This window comes from Bradyrhizobium sp. 155 (assembly GCF_023101105.1).
Taxonomy (GTDB): domain Bacteria; phylum Pseudomonadota; class Alphaproteobacteria; order Rhizobiales; family Xanthobacteraceae; genus Bradyrhizobium; species Bradyrhizobium canariense_D.
This window is the reverse complement of sequence record NZ_CP064704.1, coordinates 5,403,361-5,424,576: the sequence shown is the minus strand read 5'-3', so window position 1 is coordinate 5,424,576 and position 21,216 is coordinate 5,403,361. Positions and strand designations below refer to the sequence as shown.

Annotated in this window: 18 protein-coding genes; 15 read left to right on the top strand and 3 right to left on the bottom strand. The window is 63.7% G+C overall.

Features of this window, described 5'->3' with window-relative positions; genetic code table 11:
* Nucleotides 1-8: 8 nt before the first annotated feature.
* Genes IVA93_RS26315 through IVA93_RS26290 form a run of 6 tightly spaced genes read left to right on the top strand, consistent with a single transcriptional unit; the run spans nucleotide 9 to nucleotide 6,474 of the window.
* A complete protein-coding gene (locus IVA93_RS26315; protein ID WP_026233291.1) occupies nucleotides 9-1,001 on the top strand; it encodes an ABC transporter substrate-binding protein in 993 nt (330 codons plus the stop codon).
* Nucleotides 1,002-1,015: 14 nt separating this feature from the next.
* Nucleotides 1,016-1,846 carry an ABC transporter ATP-binding protein gene (locus IVA93_RS26310; RefSeq protein WP_018457060.1) on the top strand — a complete coding sequence of 277 codons (831 nt, stop codon included), beginning with the start codon at nucleotides 1,016-1,018 and terminating at the stop codon, nucleotides 1,844-1,846.
* 3 nt (nucleotides 1,847-1,849) lie between these two features.
* A complete protein-coding gene (locus tag IVA93_RS26305; RefSeq protein WP_085352141.1) occupies nucleotides 1,850-3,247 on the top strand; it encodes an enolase-like domain-containing protein in 1,398 nt (465 codons plus the stop codon).
* Nucleotides 3,244-4,395: a Gfo/Idh/MocA family protein gene (locus tag IVA93_RS26300; RefSeq protein ID WP_018457058.1), complete on the top strand. Its 1,152-nt coding sequence runs from the start codon at nucleotides 3,244-3,246 to the stop codon at nucleotides 4,393-4,395. Before IVA93_RS26305 ends, IVA93_RS26300 begins: the two co-directional genes overlap by 4 nt.
* A 10-nt stretch (nucleotides 4,396-4,405) precedes the next feature.
* Nucleotides 4,406-5,611 carry a dihydrodipicolinate synthase family protein gene (locus IVA93_RS26295; protein ID WP_018457057.1) on the top strand — a complete coding sequence of 402 codons (1,206 nt, stop codon included), beginning with the start codon at nucleotides 4,406-4,408 and terminating at the stop codon, nucleotides 5,609-5,611.
* Nucleotides 5,611-6,474 carry a sugar phosphate isomerase/epimerase family protein gene (locus tag IVA93_RS26290; protein ID WP_018457056.1) on the top strand — a complete coding sequence of 288 codons (864 nt, stop codon included), beginning with the start codon at nucleotides 5,611-5,613 and terminating at the stop codon, nucleotides 6,472-6,474. Before IVA93_RS26295 ends, IVA93_RS26290 begins: the two co-directional genes overlap by 1 nt.
* A gap of 137 nt (nucleotides 6,475-6,611) precedes the next feature.
* Here IVA93_RS26290 and IVA93_RS26285 read toward each other — a convergent pair whose 3' ends face one another.
* Nucleotides 6,612-7,832 carry a cytochrome P450 gene (locus tag IVA93_RS26285; protein ID WP_018457055.1) on the bottom strand — a complete coding sequence of 407 codons (1,221 nt, stop codon included), beginning with the start codon at nucleotides 7,830-7,832 and terminating at the stop codon, nucleotides 6,612-6,614.
* 107 nt (nucleotides 7,833-7,939) lie between these two features.
* Between IVA93_RS26285 and IVA93_RS26280 the strand changes: the two genes are divergently transcribed.
* The 9 genes from IVA93_RS26280 to cnbZ all read left to right on the top strand — a co-directional run bounded on the left by IVA93_RS26280 (nucleotide 7,940) and on the right by cnbZ (nucleotide 19,367).
* Nucleotides 7,940-8,494, top strand: a complete 555-nt coding sequence (locus tag IVA93_RS26280) for a sulfopyruvate decarboxylase (protein WP_018457054.1) — start codon at nucleotides 7,940-7,942, stop codon at nucleotides 8,492-8,494.
* On the top strand, nucleotides 8,491-9,081 hold the full coding sequence (locus tag IVA93_RS26275; RefSeq protein WP_018457053.1) for a thiamine pyrophosphate-dependent enzyme: 591 nt from the start codon (nucleotides 8,491-8,493) through the stop codon (nucleotides 9,079-9,081). The genes IVA93_RS26280 and IVA93_RS26275 overlap by 4 nt, the downstream gene beginning before the upstream one ends.
* Before the next feature lie 89 nt (nucleotides 9,082-9,170).
* Nucleotides 9,171-9,872: a TetR/AcrR family transcriptional regulator gene (locus IVA93_RS26270; protein WP_083926457.1), complete on the top strand. Its 702-nt coding sequence runs from the start codon at nucleotides 9,171-9,173 to the stop codon at nucleotides 9,870-9,872.
* Between the two features lies 1 nt (nucleotide 9,873).
* Entirely contained in the window at nucleotides 9,874-11,067 is a 1,194-nt protein-coding gene (locus IVA93_RS26265) for an efflux RND transporter periplasmic adaptor subunit (protein ID WP_018457051.1), read from the top strand.
* A gap of 76 nt (nucleotides 11,068-11,143) precedes the next feature.
* Nucleotides 11,144-14,239, top strand: a complete 3,096-nt coding sequence (locus tag IVA93_RS26260) for a MexW/MexI family multidrug efflux RND transporter permease subunit (protein ID WP_026233289.1) — start codon at nucleotides 11,144-11,146, stop codon at nucleotides 14,237-14,239.
* A 141-nt stretch (nucleotides 14,240-14,380) separates the two neighbouring features.
* Nucleotides 14,381-16,978 (top strand): ATP-binding protein, encoded by a 2,598-nt coding sequence (locus IVA93_RS26255; RefSeq protein WP_026233288.1) that lies wholly within the window; start codon nucleotides 14,381-14,383, stop codon nucleotides 16,976-16,978.
* The gene (locus IVA93_RS26250) at nucleotides 16,975-17,364 is read left to right on the top strand and encodes a response regulator (protein WP_018457048.1); all 390 of its coding nucleotides are present in this window, start codon (nucleotides 16,975-16,977) and stop codon (nucleotides 17,362-17,364) included. Before IVA93_RS26255 ends, IVA93_RS26250 begins: the two co-directional genes overlap by 4 nt.
* On the top strand, nucleotides 17,361-18,611 hold the full coding sequence (locus tag IVA93_RS26245) for an adenylate/guanylate cyclase domain-containing protein (RefSeq protein ID WP_018457047.1): 1,251 nt from the start codon (nucleotides 17,361-17,363) through the stop codon (nucleotides 18,609-18,611). The genes IVA93_RS26250 and IVA93_RS26245 overlap by 4 nt, the downstream gene beginning before the upstream one ends.
* 9 nt (nucleotides 18,612-18,620) lie before the next feature.
* Nucleotides 18,621-19,367 carry a 2-amino-5-chloromuconate deaminase CnbZ gene (gene cnbZ, locus IVA93_RS26240; protein ID WP_247363487.1) on the top strand — a complete coding sequence of 249 codons (747 nt, stop codon included), beginning with the start codon at nucleotides 18,621-18,623 and terminating at the stop codon, nucleotides 19,365-19,367.
* Here the strand turns inward: cnbZ and IVA93_RS26235 are convergent.
* Both IVA93_RS26235 and IVA93_RS26230 read right to left on the bottom strand, forming a co-directional pair.
* Nucleotides 19,364-20,251 (bottom strand): ABC transporter permease, encoded by an 888-nt coding sequence (locus IVA93_RS26235; RefSeq protein ID WP_247363486.1) that lies wholly within the window; start codon nucleotides 20,249-20,251, stop codon nucleotides 19,364-19,366. The two genes, cnbZ and IVA93_RS26235, sit on opposite strands and share 4 nt — an antisense overlap.
* Nucleotides 20,252-20,255: 4 nt before the next feature.
* Nucleotides 20,256-21,197, bottom strand: a complete 942-nt coding sequence (locus tag IVA93_RS26230; RefSeq protein ID WP_018457044.1) for an ABC transporter permease — start codon at nucleotides 21,195-21,197, stop codon at nucleotides 20,256-20,258.
* Between the last annotated feature and the right edge of the window lie 19 nt (nucleotides 21,198-21,216).

Sequence of the window (21,216 nt, the reverse complement as noted above, 5' to 3'; positions counted from 1 at the left end):
GAGTGACGATGAAGCGGTGGATAGGAGCTGTCTCGGCGGCGCTGATGGTGTTCGCAGCCATGCCGGCGCAAGCAGCCGACAAGGTCGTGCTGATGCTCAACTGGTACGTCTATGGCGAGCACGCGCCGTTTTATTACGGCAAGGCCAAGGGCATCTACGCCGCCGAAGGCATCGACCTCGAGATCCAGGAAGGCCGCGGCTCGGCTGCGACCACGCAGGCGGTGGCCGCCAAGACCGCCGATTTCGGCTATGTCGACGTGCCCACCATGATGCGCGCCGCGATCAAGGGCGCCCCGGTGGTCGCGACCGGCGTGCTGCTCCAGACCAGCCCGATGTCCGCGATGGGTTTCGTCGACAAGAACATCAGGAAGCCCGAGGATATCAAGGGCAAGACGGTGGCGATCACGCCAGCCGATTCCATGACCCAGATCTGGCCGTTGTTCCTGAAGAAGACCGGCCTCAAGGAAAGCGACTTCCAGACGGTGGCGGGCGACGGCCAGACCAAGCTCAACGCGGTCATCAACGGCCAGGCTGATCTCTTGCTCGGCTATGTCATGGACCAGTCCATGAAGATCAAGGACGCCACCGGCAAGGACGTCTATCCGATCAAGTTCGCCGACTACGGCATCAACATGGTCTCCTCGGGTATCATCGCCAACACTGATTATGTGAAAGCCAATGCCGACCTCGTCCGCCGCTTCATGTCGGCGACGACCAAGGCGGTCGAGGCCGCCGAGAAGGAGCCGAAGGCCGCGGCGCAGTCGATCCTCGATGCCAACCCAAAGGGCGGCAAGATCGACACGCTGACGCAAGGATTTGAGCTGACCATTCCGCTCTACCGGACGCCCGAGACCAAGAGCAAGCGGCCGTTCCAGGTCACCGACCAGAACATGACGGACTCGGTCAATCTGATGGTCGAATATGGCGGGCTCGATGCCAAGGCCAAGGAGAACCCGAAGGCGTTCTATACCAATGACTATCTGCCGAAGAGTGGCTCGTGAAACCTGCGACAACCATGAGTGAAACCCTGCAACCGGCCGCGCATCTGAGACTGGTGAGCGACCGGGCTGCCGGCGATGCGTCGGGAATCAAGCTGTCCGGCGTGTCGAAGACCTACCGGACGCGCGACGGCGATGTGCCGTCGTTGCGGCCGCTCGACTTCCACATCAATGACGGCGAGTTCTTCGTCGTGGTCGGCCCATCCGGCTGCGGCAAGTCCACGCTGCTCAAGCTGATCTCGGGATTGCTGCCGCCGACGACGGGCGAGATCCTGGTCGAGGGCGAGAAAGTGACAGCGCCGCATGGCAATGTCGGCATCGTATTTCAGAACGCGCTGCTGCTGCCATGGCGCAACATCCTGTCCAACGTGATGCTGCCGATCGACATGAAGCGGCTGCCGCGGCAGACATATCTCGACCGCGCCAAGGCGCTGTTGAAGCTGGTTGGGCTCGAAGGTTTCGAGAAGAAGCTGCCGTGGCAGCTCTCCGGCGGCATGCAGCAGCGCGCCTCGATCTGCCGCGCCCTGGTGCATGATCCCCGGATCATGCTGATGGACGAGCCGTTCGGCGCTCTTGATGCGCTGACGCGCGAGCGCATGAATGTCGAGCTGATGCGGATCCAGCGCGAAACCAGGAAGACGGTGCTGCTGATCACGCATTCGATCCCCGAAGCCGTGTTCCTCGCTGATCGCGTACTGGTCATGACCGAGCGGCCCGGCGCGGTCGCCGCGATCTACGACGTGCCGCTGCCGCGGCCCCGTTCGCTCGACGTGATGGCCGATCCTGTTTTCACGGAGCTGGTGCAGCGGATCCGCAAGCATTTTTTCTCGCAAGGGACGCTGGACTAAACCATGGCGCCGCGCCTGAAGCTGCGAGACATCACCTTCTTCGAACGCCCCGTGCATTTCGCGCGGCCGTTCCGCTTCGGCGCGATCACCATCCATGCGACACCGCAGCTGTTCGTGCGGGTCGAGATCGAGGTTGAAGGCAGGGGAAGTGCCATCGGAGCCAGCGCCGAGCTGCTGGTGCCGAAATGGTTCGACAAGCGGCCGGAGCTGTCGCCGGCGCAGACCGTGGATGATTTGCGCCGCTCGCTGGAGATCGCGCGGGGGCTTTATCTCGCGCGAACCGGATTTCTCACGGCATTCGATCTGCATGCCTCGTGCATCGGTGCCCAGGTCGCGACCTGTGCGAAAAAGAACATTCCGGCACTTGCTGCGGCTTACGGCCCCGCGGAAATCGACAAAGCGATCCTCGATGCGCTGCTCCGCGCCGCCGAGACCAATTTTTTCGACGGCATGGTCGGCAACATCGCCGGCATCGATGCGCGGCTTTCGCCCGACCTGAAAGCAACGGATCTCACGACGTTCCTATCTGGCCGGAAACCGCTGTCGCGCGTTGCCATCAGGCATACCGTCGGCCTCGATGACACTGTTGAAGGCGATGGCGGGGTTGCGGATACCCGCAAAAATGCCGGTGCAAGGTACTTCAAGCTGAAGCTGTCGGGGGACCCCATCGCCGATACAGCGCGGCTGGCGCGCATTGGCAAGGAGCTCGATGCGCTGGAGCGTGACTACAAGGTGACGCTCGATGCCAACGAGCAATATGCCGATCTCGCGGCGTTGCAGGCACTGATCGACCGGCTCGACCATGATCCCGCGCTGCGATCGATTTCATCCAGGCTGCTCTATGTCGAGCAGCCGATGCCGCGCGATGTCACGAGGCAGTCGCCGCTCGGCTCGCTAGCTGCGCGCGGCTTCATCATCGACGAAGCCGACGATTCCTACGACGCGTTTCCCGCGGCACGGGCGCTCGGCTATTGCGGCATCTCCTCCAAATCCTGCAAAGGGCTTTACAAGTCCATCGTCAACGCGACGCGCGCGGCGAAATGGAGCCCGGCCGGCGAAAGATTTTTCGTGACCGGTGAGGACCTCACCTGCCAAGCCGGCCTCGCCGTGCAGCAGGACCTTGCGCTGGGCGCCTTCATCGGCATCACCCATGCCGAACGCAACGGCCATCACTACGTCGACGGCTTCGGTGACACGCCCGCCGCGGAGGCTCAGGCGTTCGCCGCCGCGCACCCCGATCTCTACGCCGATGCGGGGCAGGGCGTCCGTCTCTCCATTCACGACGGCGATCTCCTGACGGGATCGCTTCGCACAACGGGATTTGCGACGTCGGTCCATCCGGACTGGTCGGCGCTACGCCCGCTCGAACAGCCCAAATCACTGCAGGAGCAATCGGTATGACCACCCAACGCCTTGGCCTCATCATGAACGGCGTCACCGGCCGCATGGGCCTCAACCAGCATCTGATCCGCTCGATCGTTGCGATCCGCGAGCAGGGCGGCGTCCGCTTGAAGAACGGCGACCGCGTGATGCCGGACCCGATCCTGGTCGGCCGCAGCGCCGAGAAGGTCGAGGGGCTCGCCAAGCGCTACAACATCACGCGCTGGACCACCGATCTCGATGCGGCCCTTGCCGACAAGAACGACACCATGTTCTTCGACGCCGCGACCACGCAGGCGCGCCCCGGGCTGCTGACCCAGGCCATCAATGCCGGCAAGCACGTCTATTGCGAGAAGCCGATCGCGACGAACTTCGAGGCGGCGCTCGAGGTCGTCAAGCTCGCCAATTCCAAGGGCATCAAGCACGGCACGGTGCAGGACAAGCTGTTCCTGCCCGGCCTGAAGAAGATCGCCTTCCTGCGCGACTCCGGCTTCTTCGGTCGCATCCTCTCGGTGCGCGGCGAGTTCGGCTATTGGGTGTTCGAAGGCGGCTGGCAGGAGGCGCAGCGGCCGTCATGGAATTACCGCGACGAGGACGGCGGCGGCATCATCCTCGACATGGTTTGCCACTGGCGCTACGTGCTCGACAATCTCTTTGGCGAGGTCGAGAGCGTGAGCTGCATCGGCAACACCGACATCCCCGAGCGTTTCGACGAGCAGGGCAAGAAGTACAAGGCGACCGCCGACGACTCCGCCTATGCCACGTTCCAGCTCAAGGGCGGCGCCATCGCCCACATCAACATGTCCTGGGTGACGCGCGTCTATCGCGACGATCTCGTCACCTTCCAGGTCGACGGCACGCTGGGCTCGGCCGTCGCCGGCCTTTCCGACTGCATGATCCAGGCGCGGCAGGCGACGCCCCGGCCGGTATGGAATCCCGACGAGAAGCGGCTGCACGATTTCTACGGCGACTGGCAGAAGCTGCCTGACAACGTCACCTACGACAACGGCTTCAAGGAGCAGTGGGAGATGTTCATCCGCCACGTCTACGAGGATGCGCCCTACAAGTTCACGCTGCTCGAAGGCGTCAAGGGCGTGCAGCTCGCCGAATGCGCGCTGAAGAGCTGGAAGGAGCGGCGCTGGATCGACGTCGCGCCGATTAAGGTCTGAGGAGGGAATAATGAACAAGCCCGTCCAGCCCAAGCCCGTTCCGTCAACGTCGTCCCTGTCGCTCAAGCTGCCGAAAGCCGATCGCTCGATCGAGACCTACCGGCTCGCGGCCTCGCGAACGTTTCCGGCAAAGCTCGAGGGGCCGCTGAGCCGCATCGCGTTCTCGGCCGTCCATACCGTGACCGATCCCTTTGCCGACAACGACCCGTGGCTCTCCGCCGCTGTCGACTGGGACAAGACTATCGCCTTCCGCGAGCACGTCTGGGACCTCGGGCTTGGCGTTGCGGAAGCCATGGACACCGCGCAACGCGGCATGGGGCTGGACTGGCCGACCTCGCTGGAGCTGATCACGCGCTCGGTGTCTGCCGCCAAGCGTCGCAACGCGCTGGTGTTTTCCGGAGCGGGCACCGACCATCTCGCGGTGGAGGACGCCAGAAATATGGACGACGTGATCCGCGCCTATGAGGAGCAGACATCGGCGGTCGAGAAGGTCGGCGGCCGCATCATCTTGATGGCGTCGCGCGCGCTGGCGAAGCTTGGCCGTAATGCCGACGATTACGCAAAGGTCTATGATCGCGTGCTGTCGCAGGTTCGCGAGCCCGTGATCATCCACTGGCTCGGCGACATGTTCGATCCGGCGCTGACGGGATATTGGGGCACCAACGATCTCGACAAGGCGATGGATATTGCGGTCGCCATCATCAACGGCAACGCCGCCAAGGTCGACGGTGTCAAGGTATCGCTGCTCGACAAGCAGCGCGAGATCGACATGCGCCGTCGTCTCGACAAGCGCATCAAGATGTATACGGGCGACGATTTCAATTATGCGGAGCTGATCGCCGGCGACGTCGAAGGCTTTTCGCACGCGCTGCTCGGCATTTTTGACGCGATCGCGCCGGCGGCGTCCTACGCCTTGTCGCGCCTGGCAGCGGGTGACGAAGCCGGCTTCCACGACGTGCTGGGGCCGACGGTGCCGCTGTCGCGGCACATCTTCAAGGCGCCGACGCGGTTCTACAAGACCGGCGTGGTTTTCATGGCCTATCTCAACGGCCACCAGGACCACTTCACCATGGTCGGCGGGCAGGAGAGCACGCGCTCGACGCTGCATCTGGCCGAACTGTTCCGGCTGGCCGACAAGGCCGGACTGCTCGCCGATCCGGAGCTGGCGACGCGGCGGATGCAGGCGGTGCTCTCAACGCACGGAATCGAATCCTGATGCGTGATTTCTCGTCCGACCATCGTTGGCTGTCGCTCAACACGGCGACAATCCGGAAACAGGGTGATCTCGTCGAGATCATCGACGCCTGTGCCAGGCACGGTATCCGCGCCATCGACCCCTGGCGCGACCAGGTCGCAACCGTCGGCCTCGATCGTGCCGCGCGTGCGGTGCGCGATGCCGGTCTCGACCTATCGGGCTATTGCCGTGGCGGCATGTTCACCTCCGACGCAGCGCGCCGCGGCGAGGTGCGAGACGACAACCGGCGCTGCGTCGATGAAGCCAAGGCACTGGGCGCCCCCTGCGTCGTGCTCGTCGTCGGCGGCCTGCCGCAATATTCGCGGCCGGGCAGCGAGGCGTCGAAGGACATCGCCGGCGCGCGGACGCAGGTCGAGGAAGCGCTCGCCGAAATGCTCGACTACGCCAAACAGGCCAAGCTGCCGCTGGCGATCGAGCCGCTGCATCCGGCCTATGCGGCCGACCGCGCCTGCGTCAACACGACGAAGCAGGCGCTCGACATCTGCGACCGGCTCGACCCTGATCGCAGCGGCATGCTCGGCGTCGCGCTGGACGTCTATCACATCTGGTGGGATCCGGAGCTGATGGGGCAGATCGCGCGCGCCGGCCGAGATCGCCTGCTCGCCTTCCATGTCTGCGACTGGCTGGTGCCGACCAGGGACATTCTCAACGACCGCGGGATGATGGGCGACGGCGTGATCGACATCAAATCGGTGCGCGCAGCGGTCGAAGCGCAGGGCTTTGCCGGCTATTCGGAGATCGAAATCTTCTCCAACGACTGGTGGGGTAAACCGTTGGACGAGGTGCTGCAAACCTGCATCGCGCGGCACAAGACGGTGGTTTAGGCCTTCCGGCAATTGTTGCGCGCGGCGGCGCCGATGGCCTGGGATGTCAAATGGTTGCGCGGAATCGCTGGCCCATCCCGCGCCGGTAACCTTCTACTGTGCATGGGGTTGTTTTCGCGATTTTTTGTTTTGATGCCTCAGCCGATCGCGCAGGGCACGCTCAAAAAGCCGCGGAACCGCACCCGTCCGCCCCTGACCGGCTGTCCGCTCACGGCATAGTTCGGGAAGCGCGCCAAGAAGCGCGAGACCGCGATGGCGCCTTCCAATCGTGCCAGCGCCATGCCGGCGCATTGATGCGCGCCGGTGGCGAAGGCGAGATGCCGGTTCGGCGTGCGCGCGATGTCGAATCTCTCCGGGTCCGGAAACTGTGCGGGGTCACGGTTGGCAGCGCCGATACAGAGCGTGATGGATGTGCCGGCTTCGAGCATGACGCCGCCGAGTTCGACCCGCTCCGTGGTCATGCGGTTGCCGAGCTGGTTCGAGCTCTCGTAGCGCAGCATCTCTTCGACCGCAGTCTTGATCAGCTCAGGATTGTCGATCAGCCGCCGCTTCTGATCCGGGTTCCGGTCGAGCGCCACGAGGCCGTTGCCGATCAGGTTGGTGGTGGTCTCGTGGCCGGCATTGAGCAGGAAGATGCAGTTGTGCAGCAGCTCCTTCTCGGTCAGCCGCTCGCCGTTGTCTTCACCCTGTATCAGGCGCGTCAGCACGTCGCGCTCGGGGGTGCCGGGCCTTTCGCGCCGGCGCGCGACCAGCGTTCGGAGGTAGGCGAGGAAGTCCGTCACCGCCTTGTTGCCGCGGGCAGCCACTTCAGGCGACACCACCGGTTCGAGGGCGCCCAGGATCGCCAGCGACCAGTCGCGCAGCGGCGCGCGCTCGTCATGGGGCACGTCAAGCAGATTGCCGATCACCTCGATCGGGATCGAGGCGGCGAAGTCCTCGATCAGCTCGCAATCACCTTTGGCGGCAATGGCGTCAAGCAAGCCGTCGACCAGCTTGATGATGTCAGGCTCCATCCCCGCGATCGCGCGCGGCGACAGCGCGCCCATGATCAGACGCCGCACGCGGGTATGCGCCGGCGGATCGTTGAAGACGAGGCTCGTGGTGTGGTGCTCGTAGAGCGGGGTGTCGCCGTATTTCGGCGCGAACTCGCGCTTCTTGTCCGAGCTGAACGATTTTGTGTTCTTGTAGGTCGTAACGAGGTCGTCATAGCGGGTCAGGAACACGGTGCCGTTGCGCAGGCGCTTGACCGGCTCGTTCTCCCGCAGTGCACGATAGGTCGGGTAGGGATTGTGGTAGAATTCCGCCGTCAGCTGTTCCAGATCGAAACTGGCCGCCAGTTCATTCGCACTTGCGTTCATGCCGCCATACTCGCCGGTTGAGTCCGATATGCTGTATTCGCTCTTTTGAGCGGCTCGGTTCACCGTCTACAGTCGAGCCGCGATTTGCAAGCCGACCGGACAGGAAAATGCACGCCCGCGCTGACGCTGCCGACACGGCCGCCGAGTCCAGCACTCATTGGCCCGACGATATTTTCGCGACCTTGCAACGCTTCGACGTTCGGCAGGTGCCCTACGTGCCCGACGCCGGCCATTCAAAGCTGATCCAGCGCGTGCTGGCATCGTCCACGATGCGCGGCATTCCGCTCACGACGGAGGAGGAGGGCGTGGCGCTTCTCGCCGGCGCCTGGACGGGGGGCCAGCGCGGCGTGCTGTTGATGCAGTCGAGCGGGGTCGGCAATTGCATTAACATGCTCTCGCTGATCCCGATCCTGCGCTTTCCCTTCCTCACGCTGGTGACGATGCGTGGCGAGTGGGGCGAGTTCAATCCATGGCAGGTGCCGATGGGATCGACCACGCAGGGCGTGTTCGAGCTCTCGGGTGTCAAGGTGCTGCGGGCGTCTAACGCAGCCGAGGTGCCGGCCGTGTTAGAGGCGGCGGCCGCGCAGGCCTATAACGCGCTCACACCCACCGCCGTCCTGCTGTCGCAGCGCCTGATCGGCGCCAAGGTTTTCACCAAATGAGCAAGGCCAATCTCCTCGACCGCCGTCAGGTGGTGTCCACGCTTCTCGCGGACCGCAAGGACGTGGTTGCGATCGGCGGCCTCGGCGCCTCCACCAACGACATGTGCGCGGCCGGCGATCATGCGCGCAATTTCTACCTCTGGGGCGGCATGGGCGGGGCGGCGATGATCGGGTTGGGCCTCGCTCTGGCGCAGCCAAAATTGCCGGTGCTGGTCATCACCGGCGACGGCGAGATGCTGATGGGCATGGGCAGCCTTGCCACTATCGGTCTGCAAAAGCCGTCCAATCTCTCGATCGCGGTGCTCGACAACGAGGCCTATGGTGAGACCGGCGGTCAGACCAGCCACACGGCCGCGGCCGCCGACCTGGTCGGCGTCGCCCGGGCCTGCGGCATCGGGGATAGCCGGTCTGTGACGACCATGGCCGAGGTGGAGGCCTTCGCCAAAGCCGTCCACGACGTCACGGTCGGGCCGCGCTTTGCCAATGTGAAGATCGACAGCGCCAATCTGGAGCGGATTTTGCCCAGCCGGGATGGGACTTACATTCTCAACCGGATCCGCGGCGACCTCGGCTTCCGCCCGATTTAGAACTTGGGATACCTCTAAGAGACGATTCTTGTAGGTTGCATCGCACCATTCGGCTTGACTTTTGCGTGGGTGAGTGCTTACTCACTAGCATGAGCTCATTGCGTATGACGAGCGACCTGAGGCGTCAATTGATCCTCGGCGCCGCAAAGCGTTGCTTTGCCCGACACGGCTATACCGGCACCACGACCAAGAGCGTGGCGGCCGCCGCTGCCATTTCCGAAGCGCTACTGTTCAAGCATTTCCCGTCCAAGGCCGCGCTTTACGCCGAAATTCTCAGCGATGAATGCGAGGCGGACCCGGCGCTCATGGAGCTGCTCGAACGTGAGCCGTCGACCGCTACGTTGGTCGAAGTGATCCGCGGCATGGTCGGGCATTTCATGCACATCGCCGATGGCCCTGACCAGGAAGAGGCCCAGCGCCTGCGACTGATGACCACGAGTCATTTGGAGGATGGCGAATTTGCCCGGTTGCTATATGCCAAGATCGAGGCGCTGATCGGGGCGGCCTTCGTCGCCTCGCTCGAGCGTGCGGTTGCCGCGGGGGACGCGCGGCCATACAACGGCGAACCGCTCAACCTGTTCTGGTTTGCGCATCACACCGTGATGACGGCTGCGCTGACCAGGCTGCCGGCCACGCCGTGTCTCGCTTACGGCAAGGCGAACGACCTCGAGCGGCAGCTCTGTGAGTTTCTCCTGAGGGGTATCGGACTTAACGACGCCGCAATTGTTTCGCATTTGGGCCGCGATCAGGCCGGTTGTGCGGGCAAGACGGCGATTGCAGAAAGTGCATGACATGAACATCGTGACCGAACACAAGATTTCGGGCGAACCGATCGACAACAAGGCTCCCAAGCGTCCGGTCCGGCCGGTGCTCTGGTTCATCGTCGTCGGCACGCTTCTGGCCGTGCTCGTCGGTGGCCTCGTCTGGTTCAATTATTTCCGCGGCCAGATGATCAAGCAGTTCTTCGCCAACAACAAGCCGCCGCCGGTCGCGGTCAGCGCCGCCGAGGCGAAGTCCGAGGTGGTGCCGAACCTGTTGACCGCCGTCGGTGGTCTCGCCGCCGTGCACCAGGTCGACGTCAGCGCCGACGTCAACGGCCGTGTCACCGAGATCAAGTTCGAGCCGGGCACGCATGTCGAGGCCGGCACACCGCTCGTGCAGATGTTCGACGCGCCGGAGCAGGGCGACCTCGCCAATTACAAGGCGCAGGCCACCGTCGCACAGCTGTCGCTCGATCGCGCCAAGCAACTGGCGTCGCGCCAGTTCGGGCCGCAGGCAACCGTCGACACCGCGCAGGCCGCGTACGATCAGGCGCAGGCGGGTATCGCCAAGACCGAAGCGTTGATCTCGCAGAAGCTGGTCCGCGCGCCGTTCTCCGGCGATCTCGGCGTCCGCAAGGTCGAGGTCGGCCAGTATCTGACCGCCGGCACGGCCATCGTTTCGCTGACGGATCTGTCGGAGCTGTGGGCCAATTTCACGGTGACGGAAAAGGACTCGGGCAGCCTCAAGGTCGGTCAACCGGTCCGGCTGAAGGTCGACGCCTATCCCGGCCGCACCTTCGACGCCAAGATCACCACGATCGAGCCGCAGATCTCGACCGACACCCGTAACATCCGCGTGCAGGCGACCATCGCTAATCCGGAGAAGATCCTGAAGCCCGGCATGTTCGTGACCACCACGGTGGTGCTGCCGGACAAGCCGGCCGTAGTCACCGTGCCGGAGACGGCGGTCGACTACACGCTGTACGGCGACTCGGTGTTCGTGATCACCGAGAAGAAGGAAGCCGACGGCAAGACCAGCCTGAGCGCGGTGCGCACTTTCGTGCAGACCGGCAACCGGGTCGAAGGCCGCGTCGAAATCGTCAAGGGCGTGAAGCCGGGCGACAAGGTCGTCGCCGTCGGCCAGCTCAAGCTGCAATCGGGCGCGGCGGTGTCGATTTCGACCGACCCGGCTCCGCAGATCCCGGCGCAGCCGCCGCGCTACTGACATCGTACACGTTGCAGCATGATCCGGCACGGCCGGGTCATGCGCTTTGCAAGTCAAAGAAATCGAGATCGCCGCGATGCGCTTTACTGATATTTTCATCAAACGCCCGGTCCTGTCGGTCGTCGTCAGCCTGCTGATCCTGCTGATCGGCCTGCGCGCGGCGACGACGCTGCCGATCCGGCAATATCCGAAGCTGTCGAACACGGTCATCAACATCACGACCGTCTATCCGGGCGCGTCCGCGGACCTGATCCAGGGCTTCATCACCACGCCGATCGAGCAGGCGGTCGCCTCCGCCGAAGGTGTTGATTACATCACCTCGTCCTCGGTGCTCGGCACCTCGACGATCCAGGTCTACATCAAGCTGAACTTCGATCCGAACCAGGCGCTGACCGAAGTTCTGGCCAAGACGAACTCGGTCAAATACCTGATTCCGAAGGAATCCAACGATCCCATCGTCACCAAGACCACGGGCCAGACCACGGCCGTGATGTATCTCGGATTCTCGTCCGAAGAGCTGTCGGGCTCGGCGATCTCCGACTACCTGACGCGCGTTGTGCAACCGGTGCTGTCGACCGTCGACGGCGTCGCCTCCGCCGACATTCTCGGCGGCCAGACCTTTGCGATGCGGCTGTGGCTTGATCCTCTCAAGATGGCCGGCCGCAACGTGTCGCCTGCGGATGTCGCGACCGCGATCACCGCCAACAACTTCCAGTCAGCGGCGGGGCAGACCAAGGGTTATCTCATCGTCTCGAACGTATCGACCAATACGGGCCTGACCGACGTCAACCAGTTCAAGAAGATGATCGTCAAGGCCAAGGACGGCGGCTTCGTGCGGATGGAGGACATCGCCACCGTCGAACTTGCGGCCCAAAGCACGGACGCGAGCGTCGCCTTCAACGGCGAGCACGCCATCTTCATCGGTGTGCAGGCAACGCCGCAGGGCAACCCGCTGACGCTGGTCAAGGGCGTGCGGGCGCTATTCCCCGAGCTGGAGCGCAATCTGCCACCGTCGATGAAGATGAAGGTCGCCTACGATTCGACCAAGTTCATCCAATCCTCGATCGACGAGGTCGAGAAGACACTGGGTGAAGCCGTGATCATCGTGATCGTGGTGATCTTCCTGTTCCTGGCGTCGTTCCGTTCGGTCATCATTCCCGTTGTCACCATCCCGTTGTCGATGATCGGCGTCTGCACGCTGATGCTGGCGCTGGGCTTCAGCTTCAACCTGTTGACCCTGCTCGCGATGGTGCTGGCGATCGGCCTCGTGGTCGACGACGCCATCGTCGTGGTGGAAAACATCCATCGTCATCTGGAGGAAGGGAAAACGCCGGTCCAGGCGTCGCTGGAAGGCGCGCGCGAAATCGTGGGTCCCGTCGTCTCGATGACCATCACGCTCGCAGCCGTGTACGCTCCGATCGGTTTCCTCGGCGGTCTGACCGGCTCGCTGTTCCGCGAATTCGCCTTCACACTTGCGGGCTCGGTGATCGTGTCCGGCGTGATCGCGCTGACGCTCTCACCGATGATGTGCTCGGTGCTGCTGAAGAACACGGAAGAGGGGCGCTTCGCCAAGTTCGTCAACAAGGTGTTTGGCGCGCTGACGCGGTGGTACGGGCGCAGGCTCGACCGCTCGCTCGACTACAAGGCCATCACCGGCCTGTTTGCGGTGACCATCCTCGGGCTCGTCGGCTTCCTTTACATGCACACGTCGAAGGAGCTGGCGCCTGAGGAAGACCAGGGTATCGTGTTCGCGGTGACCAAGGCGCCGAAATACGCCAATATCGACTATGTCGATTTTTACGGCGAGAAGCTCGACAAGGAATTCCAGAAATTCCCCGAGACCGATCTGCGCTTCGTGCTGAACGGCATCAACGGCCCGCAGGGCGGTATCGCCGGCATGCTGCTCAAGCCCTGGGAGGAGCGCAAGCGCTCGTCGATCCAGCTGAAGTCGCTGGTGCAAGCCGAGCTTTCCAAGATCGAGGGCGTGCAGGCGTTCGCTTTCAACCTGCCGCCGCTGCCGGGCGGTCCGGGCGGCCTCCCGGTGCAGATGGTGATCAACTCCACCGCCAGCTTCCAGACTGTCTACGAACAGATGGAGAAGCTGAAGGCCGCCGCCCGCAAGAGCGGAATGTTCATCGTCTCCGACAGTGATCTTGCCTACAACCAGCCGAACGTGAAGGTGACGATCAACCGCACCAAGGCGCAGGATCTCGGCGTCAACATGCAGAACCTCGGCAGCACGCTCGCGGTGCTGCTCGGCGGCAACTACATCAACCGCTTCAACCTCGAGGGCCGTTCCTATCAAGTTATCCCGCAGGTGCCGCGCGGCCAGCGGCTCTCGCCGGAATCGCTCGCCGGCTACTACGTGACCACCAATACCGGCCAGCAGCTTCCGCTCTCGACGGTTGTGTCGATCGAGACCAAGACCGAGCCGAATTCGCTGACACATTACAATCAGCTCAATTCAGCGACCTTCTCGGCCGTGCCGATGCCCGGCGTGACCGTCGGTGCGGCGGTCGACTTCCTCGAGAGCGAGGCCAAAAACCTGCCGCAAGGCTTCAGCCATGCTTATCTGGCTGACAGCAGACAGTATGTGCAGGAAGGCAACCAGCTCGCGATCACCTTCGGCTTCGCGCTGATCATCATCTTCCTGGTACTGGCGGCGCAGTTCGAGAGCTTGCGCGATCCGCTGGTCATCATGATCTCGGTGCCAATGGCGATCGTTGGCGCACTGATCCCGCTGTTCTTCGGCGTGGCGACCATGAACATCTACACCCAGGTCGGCCTGCTGACCTTGGTGGGCCTGATCACCAAGCACGGCATCCTGATGGTGGAGTTCGCCAACGAGCTCCAGATCAACGAGCGGCTCGATCGCCGCTCCGCCATCGAAATGTCGGCCCGTATTCGTCTGCGGCCGATCCTCATGACCACGGCCGCGATGGTGACGGGCCTGATCCCGCTCCTGACCGCGACCGGCGCAGGGGCCGCCAGCCGCTTCTCGATCGGTCTGGTGGTCGTGGCCGGCATGTCGATCGGCACGTTGTTCACGCTGTTCGTGTTGCCGGCGGTCTACGTGGTGCTGGCGACCGACCATCGCGCGGCGGCCGATTCCGAGCGGAACAAGCAGGTCAACGACCTCGACCTCAACGCCAAGGCGCTGCGGCCGACCTGAGGCCGCCGATAAAGCGAACCCGAGGGCGGCAGCGGCCAATCCGCTGCCGCCCTTTTCTATTTGCCTCGGGGGCCCGGCTGCCATCAGGCTTTCCCGCGCTCGCGAGAGACAAGGTCCGGTCTTCTTGCTAGGTTCAGCGGGATGAGCCTTCCCCTCCATCCCGACACCCCGCAAGCACGGACGCTGCCGAGCGCCGCGGGGGATGGCGTCGCGTCCGGTACGATGCCGGGGCAGGGGATCAGGACGCGGCTGTTCACCAAATATGTCGCGTTGTTCGTGGCCGTCGTCGCGATCGCGCTGCTGGCCAACGGCCTGTTCGAGGTCGTCTTTTATTATCGCGAGCACAAGGCCGCGCTGATCCGGGTTCAGCATGAACAGGCCGAGGCGGCCGCTGCCAAGATCGGTCAGTTCGTCAAGGAGATCGAGAGCCAGCTCGGCTGGACCACGCAGCTGCCCTGGTCGGCGGGCTCGCTCGAGCAGCGCCGCTTCGATGCGCTGCGGCTGCTGCGCCAGGTCCCTGCGGTCACCGAGCTCGCGCAGGTCGATGCGACCGGCAAGGAGCGGCTGCGGGTCTCGCGGCTTGCCATGGACGCGACCGACAGCGGGATCGACCTGTCGGAGGATCCGAAGTTTACCGAGGCGGTCGCGCACAAGGTCTATTACGGTCCGGTCTATTTCCGCAGGGAGTCCGAGCCGTATATGACCCTGGCGCAGGCTGGGTCGCGCAAGGATGCCGGCGTCAGTATCGCGGAGGTCAATCTCAAGCTGATCTGGGACGTCGTGTCCCAGATCAAGGTCGGCGAGCACGGACACGCCTACGTGGTGGGTCCGGAGGGACGCCTGATCGCGCACCCCGATATCAGCCTGGTCCTGCGCAACACCGACATGTCTGGTCTCACCCAGGTGCGCGCCGCGCTTGCCGGAGGCAGCGCCGCGTTCGACCCGCTTTCCGAAGCGCGCAATCTCCAGGGACAGACGGTGCTGACCGCGTCGGCCCCGATCGCGCCGCTGCACTGGACCATGTTCGTCGAGCTCCCGGTCGAGGAGGCCTATGCGACGCTCTATGCCGCGTTGGAACGGCTTGCATTCGTGCTGCTCGCGGCGTCGATCTTCGCGGTGCTTGCCGGGATATTCCTCGCGCGCCGCATGGTCGGGCCGATCCAGGCGCTGCGCAGCGGTGCCGAGCGCATCGGCAGTGGCGATTTCTCCCAGCGCATCTCGATCCGAACCGGAGACGAACTGGAGGGGCTCGCGGACCAGTTCAATGACATGGGCGAGCGCCTGCAGGAATCCTATGCGGACCTGGAGAAGAAGGTCGAGGTGAGAACCGCCGAGTTGACCGAGTCGCTCGAGCAGCAGACGGCGACGTCGGAAGTGTTGCAGGTCATCAGTTCGTCTCCGGGCGAACTCGCACCGGTGTTCCACAAGATGCTCGAGAATGCCACACGAGTCTGTGGCGCGAGTTTCGGCGTCATGAATTTGTGGGATGGAGAGAATTTCACAATTGCTGCGGACTACAATGTGCCGCCTGCGTTCGCGGCTTCGCGGAAAGATATGGCGATCCGTCCCCATCCGGAGAGCGCGCTTGCCGTGGTCGTCAGAACACGTCAAGTCGTCCACGTTCACGATGTGCAACAAACTCCGGCCTATCTTGCCGGAGGTCCGACCATTCGTGGAATCTCAGACGTCGCCGGCGCCCGTACGATCGTAATCGTGCCCATGATGAGGGAAAGCGAGCTGATCGGAACCGTCGCGGTTTATCGCAAGGAGGTCCGGCCGTTCACCGACAAGCAAATCGCGTTGGTTGAGAACTTCACGAAGCAAGCCGTCATCGCCATCGAGAATACGCGACTGCTGAACGAATTGCGCAAGCGCACGACGGAGCTGTCGCAATCCCTCGACGATCTTCGCACCGCGCAGGACCGCCTGGTCCAGACCGAGAAGCTCGCGTCGCTCGGCCAGCTCACGGCGGGAATCGCGCACGAGATCAAGAACCCACTCAATTTCGTCAACAATTTCTCGGCGGTGTCGACCGAGTTGATCGACGAGCTCAACGAGGCGCTGCAGGCGGCCTCGCTCGACGGCAAGACGAAGGCGGAGGTCGACGAGCTGACTGGCATGCTCAGGAGCAACCTCGAAAAGGTGGTGCAGCACGGCAAGCGCGCCGATTCCATCGTCAGGAACATGCTCCTGCATTCGCGCGAGGGCTCCGGAGAGCGCCGTCCGGCGGACATCAATGCCATCGTCGAGGAAAGCCTCAACCTCGCCTATCACGGCGCGCGAGCCGAGAAGCCTGGCTTCAACGTCACGATAGAGCGCGGCTTCGACCCCGCCGCAGGCATGGTCGATATCTATCCGCAGGAAATTACGCGAGTCGTCCTCAATCTGATCTCGAATGGCTTCTACGCCACTGCCCAGCGCAAGGAGAGCGCCGCAGACGCCTTCGAGCCCACCCTGCGCGCAGCAACCAGAACGCTCGGCGACAGGGTCGAAATCCGCATTCGCGACAACGGCACCGGGATCCCGTCCGAGGTGAAGGAGAAGATGTTCAATCCCTTCTTCACCACCAAGCCGGCTGGCGAGGGCACCGGGCTCGGCCTTTCCATGAGCCATGACATCGTGGTGAAACAGCACGGCGGCACGATCGACGTGAACACCGCACCAGGCGTATTCACCGAATTCATCATCACCCTGCCGCGCGTAATGGCGGCGGACGGCACTTCCGGAGGCAAGACTTGAACGTTTACATCCTGGTCGTCGATGACGAGCCCGACGTCGAGGCGCTGTTCCGGCAGCAGTTTCGGCGCGATTTGCGCGCCGGCCGCTTCCAGATGGAATTCGCGTCGTCGGCACCCGATGCGCTGAAGCTCGCCGCCGAGGTGCGCGATCCCTCGTTGATCCTGATTTTGTCCGACATCAACATGCCCGGCATGAGCGGGCTCGACATGCTGCCGAAGGTGCGTCTTGCGCATCCGGACGTTCCCGTCATCATGATCACCGCCTATGGCGACGCCGAGACGCGCCGGAAGGCGATCGAGCGCGGCGCGGTCGCACTCCTCACCAAGCCGATCGATTTCGCGCTGCTGCGGCAGGAAATCGACACAAGGCTCGAGAAAGCCGCATGACCGCGACCATCCTCTTCGTCGACGACGAGCCGGATCTCGAGGCGTTGGTCCTGCAAAAATTCCGCAAGCAGATTCGCGATGGGTCGGTGACCATCATGTTCGCGCGAGACGGCGTCGAGGCGTTGCAATCGCTCGAGCAGAATCCGCATGTCGACATGGTGGTCTCCGACATCAACATGCCAAGGATGGATGGGTTGTCGCTGCTGGCGAAGCTCCAGGAAGCGGACGACAAGAAGTCCACCATCATCTTGTCGGCCTATGGCGATATGAGCAACATTCGCACTGCGATGAACCGCGGCGCGTTCGACTTTCTGACCAAACCGATCGATTTCGCCGACCTGGAGATGACGATCGAGAAGACCATCCGCCATATCGAGATGCTGCGGGAGGTGCGGCGCCGCCAGACGGAAGCCGAGCGCGCTCACGCCGCGCTCTCGCGTCATTTCTCGCCCGAGCTCGCCAAGCGTCTGGCGGCCGGCGGTGAGAGCGAGGGAATCGAAGTGCAGTGGCGCGATATCGCGACCATCTTCACGGATATAACGGGCTTCACCTCGCTGGTCGAGAGTGCGCCGCCGGAGACGCTGGGCGCGCTTCTCAACGAATATGTCGGCGGCATGACCGAAATCGTCTTCACGCATGAGGGGACGGTTGCCAAGATCATCGGCGATGCAATCCAGGTGCTCTTCAATGCGCCCGGAGATCAGCCCGATTATGCGACGCGTGCGGTTGCCTGCGCGCACGAGCTCGACGCCTGGGCGGAGGATTTTTCCGCGCGCTGGAAGCCGAGAGGGGTGAATTTCGGCACCACCCGCATCGGCATTCACGCCGGGCCGGCACTGGTCGGAAATTTCGGCGGCAACCGGTTTTTCGACTACACCGCGTATGGCGACTCCATCAACATCGCGGCGCGACTGGAAGCCGCGAACAAGCATCTGGGCACGCGGATTTGCGTCAGTGCCGGCATCGCCGAGGCGGCTGAGAATTTTCGAGGTCGTCCCGTCGGGGAGCTGATGCTGCGCGGACGCAGCGAAGCGTTGCGCGCGTTCGAGCCGCTGACGCCGGCCCAATTCGCTGCGCCGGAAACGGCGCTGTATTCCGAAGCTTTTGCCAAGATGGAAGCCGGTGATGCCGCCGCCATGCCTGCCTTCGCGGCGCTGGTCGGCATGCATGCCGGCGATTCCCTGGCCGGCTTTCACCTGAAGCGCCTGCTTAACGGCGACAAGGGCATTCGCATGCAACTGGAATAGGAGTCCGACATGGTTGGTGAATTCTCCGCCGGCAACTACCGTTTCATTCCGTCCGTATTCCAGTATTCGGCCGGTGCGGCCGCAGACGATGGCTATGAGATCGAGCGCGTCCGCTTCGACCGGCTGGTGCCGCTCGCAGAAGGCTTTGCGCTTGCCGCGAAGCATATCCAGGAGGCGGGGCGGCCGCTGACGGCCTTCTGCGCTTGCGAACTGCGCTCGCCCGCGGCCTTCAGCGAAGAAGGTTTTCGCGCGTTCAACCTGCACTATGTGAAGACGTTGTCCGAATGGGGCATCTTCGACGGCACCACAAATCCGGTGGCGCGCAGCAATGTCTGTCCAGAGATCGATCCACCGGCCGAGCCGTCGTTCTACGCGTTCTCCTTCACGCGGCCGACAAGCTCGAAGACGCCGAGCTTCGTGATTTCCGGCGGCGCCGAGGCGCGCGAGGGCGGCGGGACCTATGTCGAGCGCACCGTGCGCTACCGCGACCTCAGCCCGGAAGGCCTTCGCGAGAAGGTGCGCTTCACGACGACGTCCCAGATGGAGAACAGGATGACGGCCTTCGGCTTCGGCTGGAAGGACACGACCGGCGTGCAGGCCTATTCCGTGCACAACTTCCACCACGCGCTGGTCGACGAACTCGTCCGCCGCGGGGCGTTGCGGTCCGGCCTGACCTGGCACTATGCCCGGCCGCCGGTGGTCGATCTCGAATACGAGATGGATTGCCGCCGCGTGATGCGCGAGGTCGTGATCTAGCGCTGGCGTGGATCGAGCGCGTCGCGCAGGCCGTCGCCGAGCAGGTTCAGCGACAGCACCACGAGGAAGATCGCAAGCCCCGGCCAGATCGCCATCCACGGCGCCTGGGTCAGGAAGCGCTGCGCTGCGTTGAGCATGCTGCCCCAGGATGGCGCCGGCGGCTGCTGGCCGAGGCCAAGGAAGGACAGCGCGGCTTCGGCGATAATGGCGGCCGCAATCGACAGCGTCGCCTGCACTAGCAGTGCCGGCAGGATGTTCGGCAGGATGTGCGAGAACGCGATCCGCCACGGCGGATTGCCGAGCGCGCGCGCCGCCTCGACAAAGTCCTCAGCCTTGACAACCAGCACCTGGCCGCGGGTCAGGCGGATGAAAATCGGGGTTGCCGAGATGCCGATCGCGATCATGGCGTTGCCAAGGCTCGGACCGAGGAATGCGGCGAGTGCGATCGCCAGGATCAGGAATGGGCAGGCCAGCATCGCGTCAGTCATCCGGCTGATCAGTGCATCGACGAAGCCGCCGCGATAGCCGGCAAGCAGGCCGAGCGGAACGCCGACGCCCAGAGCGATCGCCACCGAGGTGAGGCCGGCGAGCAGCGAGGCGCGGGCGCCGTAGACGACGCGGCTCAGGATGTCGCGACCGAGCTCGTCGGTGCCGAACCAGTGCGCCGCCGTGGGCGGCTTGCGAACCAGGCTCCAGCTCGTCGCGATGGGATCGTAGGGAACGACGAGCGGCGCGAGAGCCGCGAAGCCGACGAACAAACTGATCATGACAAGTCCGAACACTGCGGCCTTGCGTTTGAACAGGCGCCGCCGGGCGCGACGCGCCGGGCTGTCCAGCTCGTCAGCTTGCGCGATGGGAGCAGCGGGCAGGGCGGCATCAGTCATGAGTCTAGCCCCGTAGCCGCGGATTGACGAGGATGTAGGCGACATCGGCAACCAGGTTCAGTGTGATGTAGACCGTCGCCGTCACCAGCACGACGCCCTGTACCACCGCGTAGTCGCGGTTGAACACGGCGTCCACGATCAGTTTGCCGAAGCCCGGAATGGAGAAGATCTGCTCAGTCAGAACCGCGCCCGACAAGAGCGTGCCGAGCTCGAGCGCGCCGAGCGTAATGATTGGCGTGAGTGCGTTGCGCATGGCGTGCTTGAGGATGACCGAGCGTTCGGACAATCCCTTGGCGCGCGCGGTGCGGACATAGTCGCTTTCCAGCACCTGCAGCATGGCGCTCCGGGTGTGCCGCATTAGGACCGCGGAAATTGCGTTGCCGAGCACGAAGGCCGGCATGATGGTGGCGGCGAGGCTCGCGCGCCAGTTCTCAGTCAACGGCACGTAGCCGGACGCCGGCAGCCAGCCGAGTTCGATCGAGAACAGGAAGATCAGCATGATGCCGAGCCAGAAATTCGGCGTCGAGATGCCCCACAGCGCGAACAAATTGGCACCATAATCCCAGACGGTGCCCCTTTTCACGGCGGAGACGATGCCGGCGGGAATGCCGATCAAGAGCGCGATCAACATTGCCATCGAGCCGAGCTGGAGCGTCACCGGCAGCTTCTGCGCGATCAGCTCGCGCACCGGCATCTTGTTGCGCAGCGATTCACCGAAATTGCCTGATAGAACGCCCTTGAGCCAATAAACGTACTGCACGGGGATCGGCTGATCGAGCCGGTATTGCTGGCGGATCTGCTCGATCACGGCGGGATCGCGCTCCTCACCGGCCATCACCAGCGCTGGATCACCTGGCAACAATTGCTGGAGCGAGAAGATCAGCACCGACACGAAGAACAGTGTCGGCACGATCTGCGCGATGCGGCGGGCGAGGAAGTTCAGCATGGCGCCGGCCGCGTGTCAG

What these genes read in the sequence shown, in the direction of transcription:
- IVA93_RS26275 (WP_018457053.1), top strand. Translation starts at nt 8,491, where the DNA reads ATGAGCAAGGCCAATCTCCTCGACCGCCGTCAGGTGGTGTCCACGCTT.
- IVA93_RS26305 (WP_085352141.1), top strand. Translation starts at nt 1,850, where the DNA reads ATGGCGCCGCGCCTGAAGCTGCGAGACATCACCTTCTTCGAACGCCCC.
- IVA93_RS26280 (WP_018457054.1), top strand. Translation starts at nt 7,940, where the DNA reads ATGCACGCCCGCGCTGACGCTGCCGACACGGCCGCCGAGTCCAGCACT.
- IVA93_RS26260 (WP_026233289.1), top strand. Translation starts at nt 11,144, where the DNA reads ATGCGCTTTACTGATATTTTCATCAAACGCCCGGTCCTGTCGGTCGTC.
- cnbZ (WP_247363487.1), top strand. Translation starts at nt 18,621, where the DNA reads ATGGTTGGTGAATTCTCCGCCGGCAACTACCGTTTCATTCCGTCCGTA.
- IVA93_RS26255 (WP_026233288.1), top strand. Translation starts at nt 14,381, where the DNA reads ATGAGCCTTCCCCTCCATCCCGACACCCCGCAAGCACGGACGCTGCCG.
- IVA93_RS26270 (WP_083926457.1), top strand. Translation starts at nt 9,171, where the DNA reads ATGAGCTCATTGCGTATGACGAGCGACCTGAGGCGTCAATTGATCCTC.
- IVA93_RS26300 (WP_018457058.1), top strand. Translation starts at nt 3,244, where the DNA reads ATGACCACCCAACGCCTTGGCCTCATCATGAACGGCGTCACCGGCCGC.
- IVA93_RS26235 (WP_247363486.1), bottom strand. Translation starts at nt 20,251, where the DNA reads ATGACTGATGCCGCCCTGCCCGCTGCTCCCATCGCGCAAGCTGACGAG.
- IVA93_RS26295 (WP_018457057.1), top strand. Translation starts at nt 4,406, where the DNA reads ATGAACAAGCCCGTCCAGCCCAAGCCCGTTCCGTCAACGTCGTCCCTG.
- IVA93_RS26230 (WP_018457044.1), bottom strand. Translation starts at nt 21,197, where the DNA reads ATGCTGAACTTCCTCGCCCGCCGCATCGCGCAGATCGTGCCGACACTG.
- IVA93_RS26310 (WP_018457060.1), top strand. Translation starts at nt 1,016, where the DNA reads ATGAGTGAAACCCTGCAACCGGCCGCGCATCTGAGACTGGTGAGCGAC.
- IVA93_RS26245 (WP_018457047.1), top strand. Translation starts at nt 17,361, where the DNA reads ATGACCGCGACCATCCTCTTCGTCGACGACGAGCCGGATCTCGAGGCG.
- IVA93_RS26290 (WP_018457056.1), top strand. Translation starts at nt 5,611, where the DNA reads ATGCGTGATTTCTCGTCCGACCATCGTTGGCTGTCGCTCAACACGGCG.
- IVA93_RS26315 (WP_026233291.1), top strand. Translation starts at nt 9, where the DNA reads ATGAAGCGGTGGATAGGAGCTGTCTCGGCGGCGCTGATGGTGTTCGCA.
- IVA93_RS26265 (WP_018457051.1), top strand. Translation starts at nt 9,874, where the DNA reads ATGAACATCGTGACCGAACACAAGATTTCGGGCGAACCGATCGACAAC.
- IVA93_RS26285 (WP_018457055.1), bottom strand. Translation starts at nt 7,832, where the DNA reads ATGAACGCAAGTGCGAATGAACTGGCGGCCAGTTTCGATCTGGAACAG.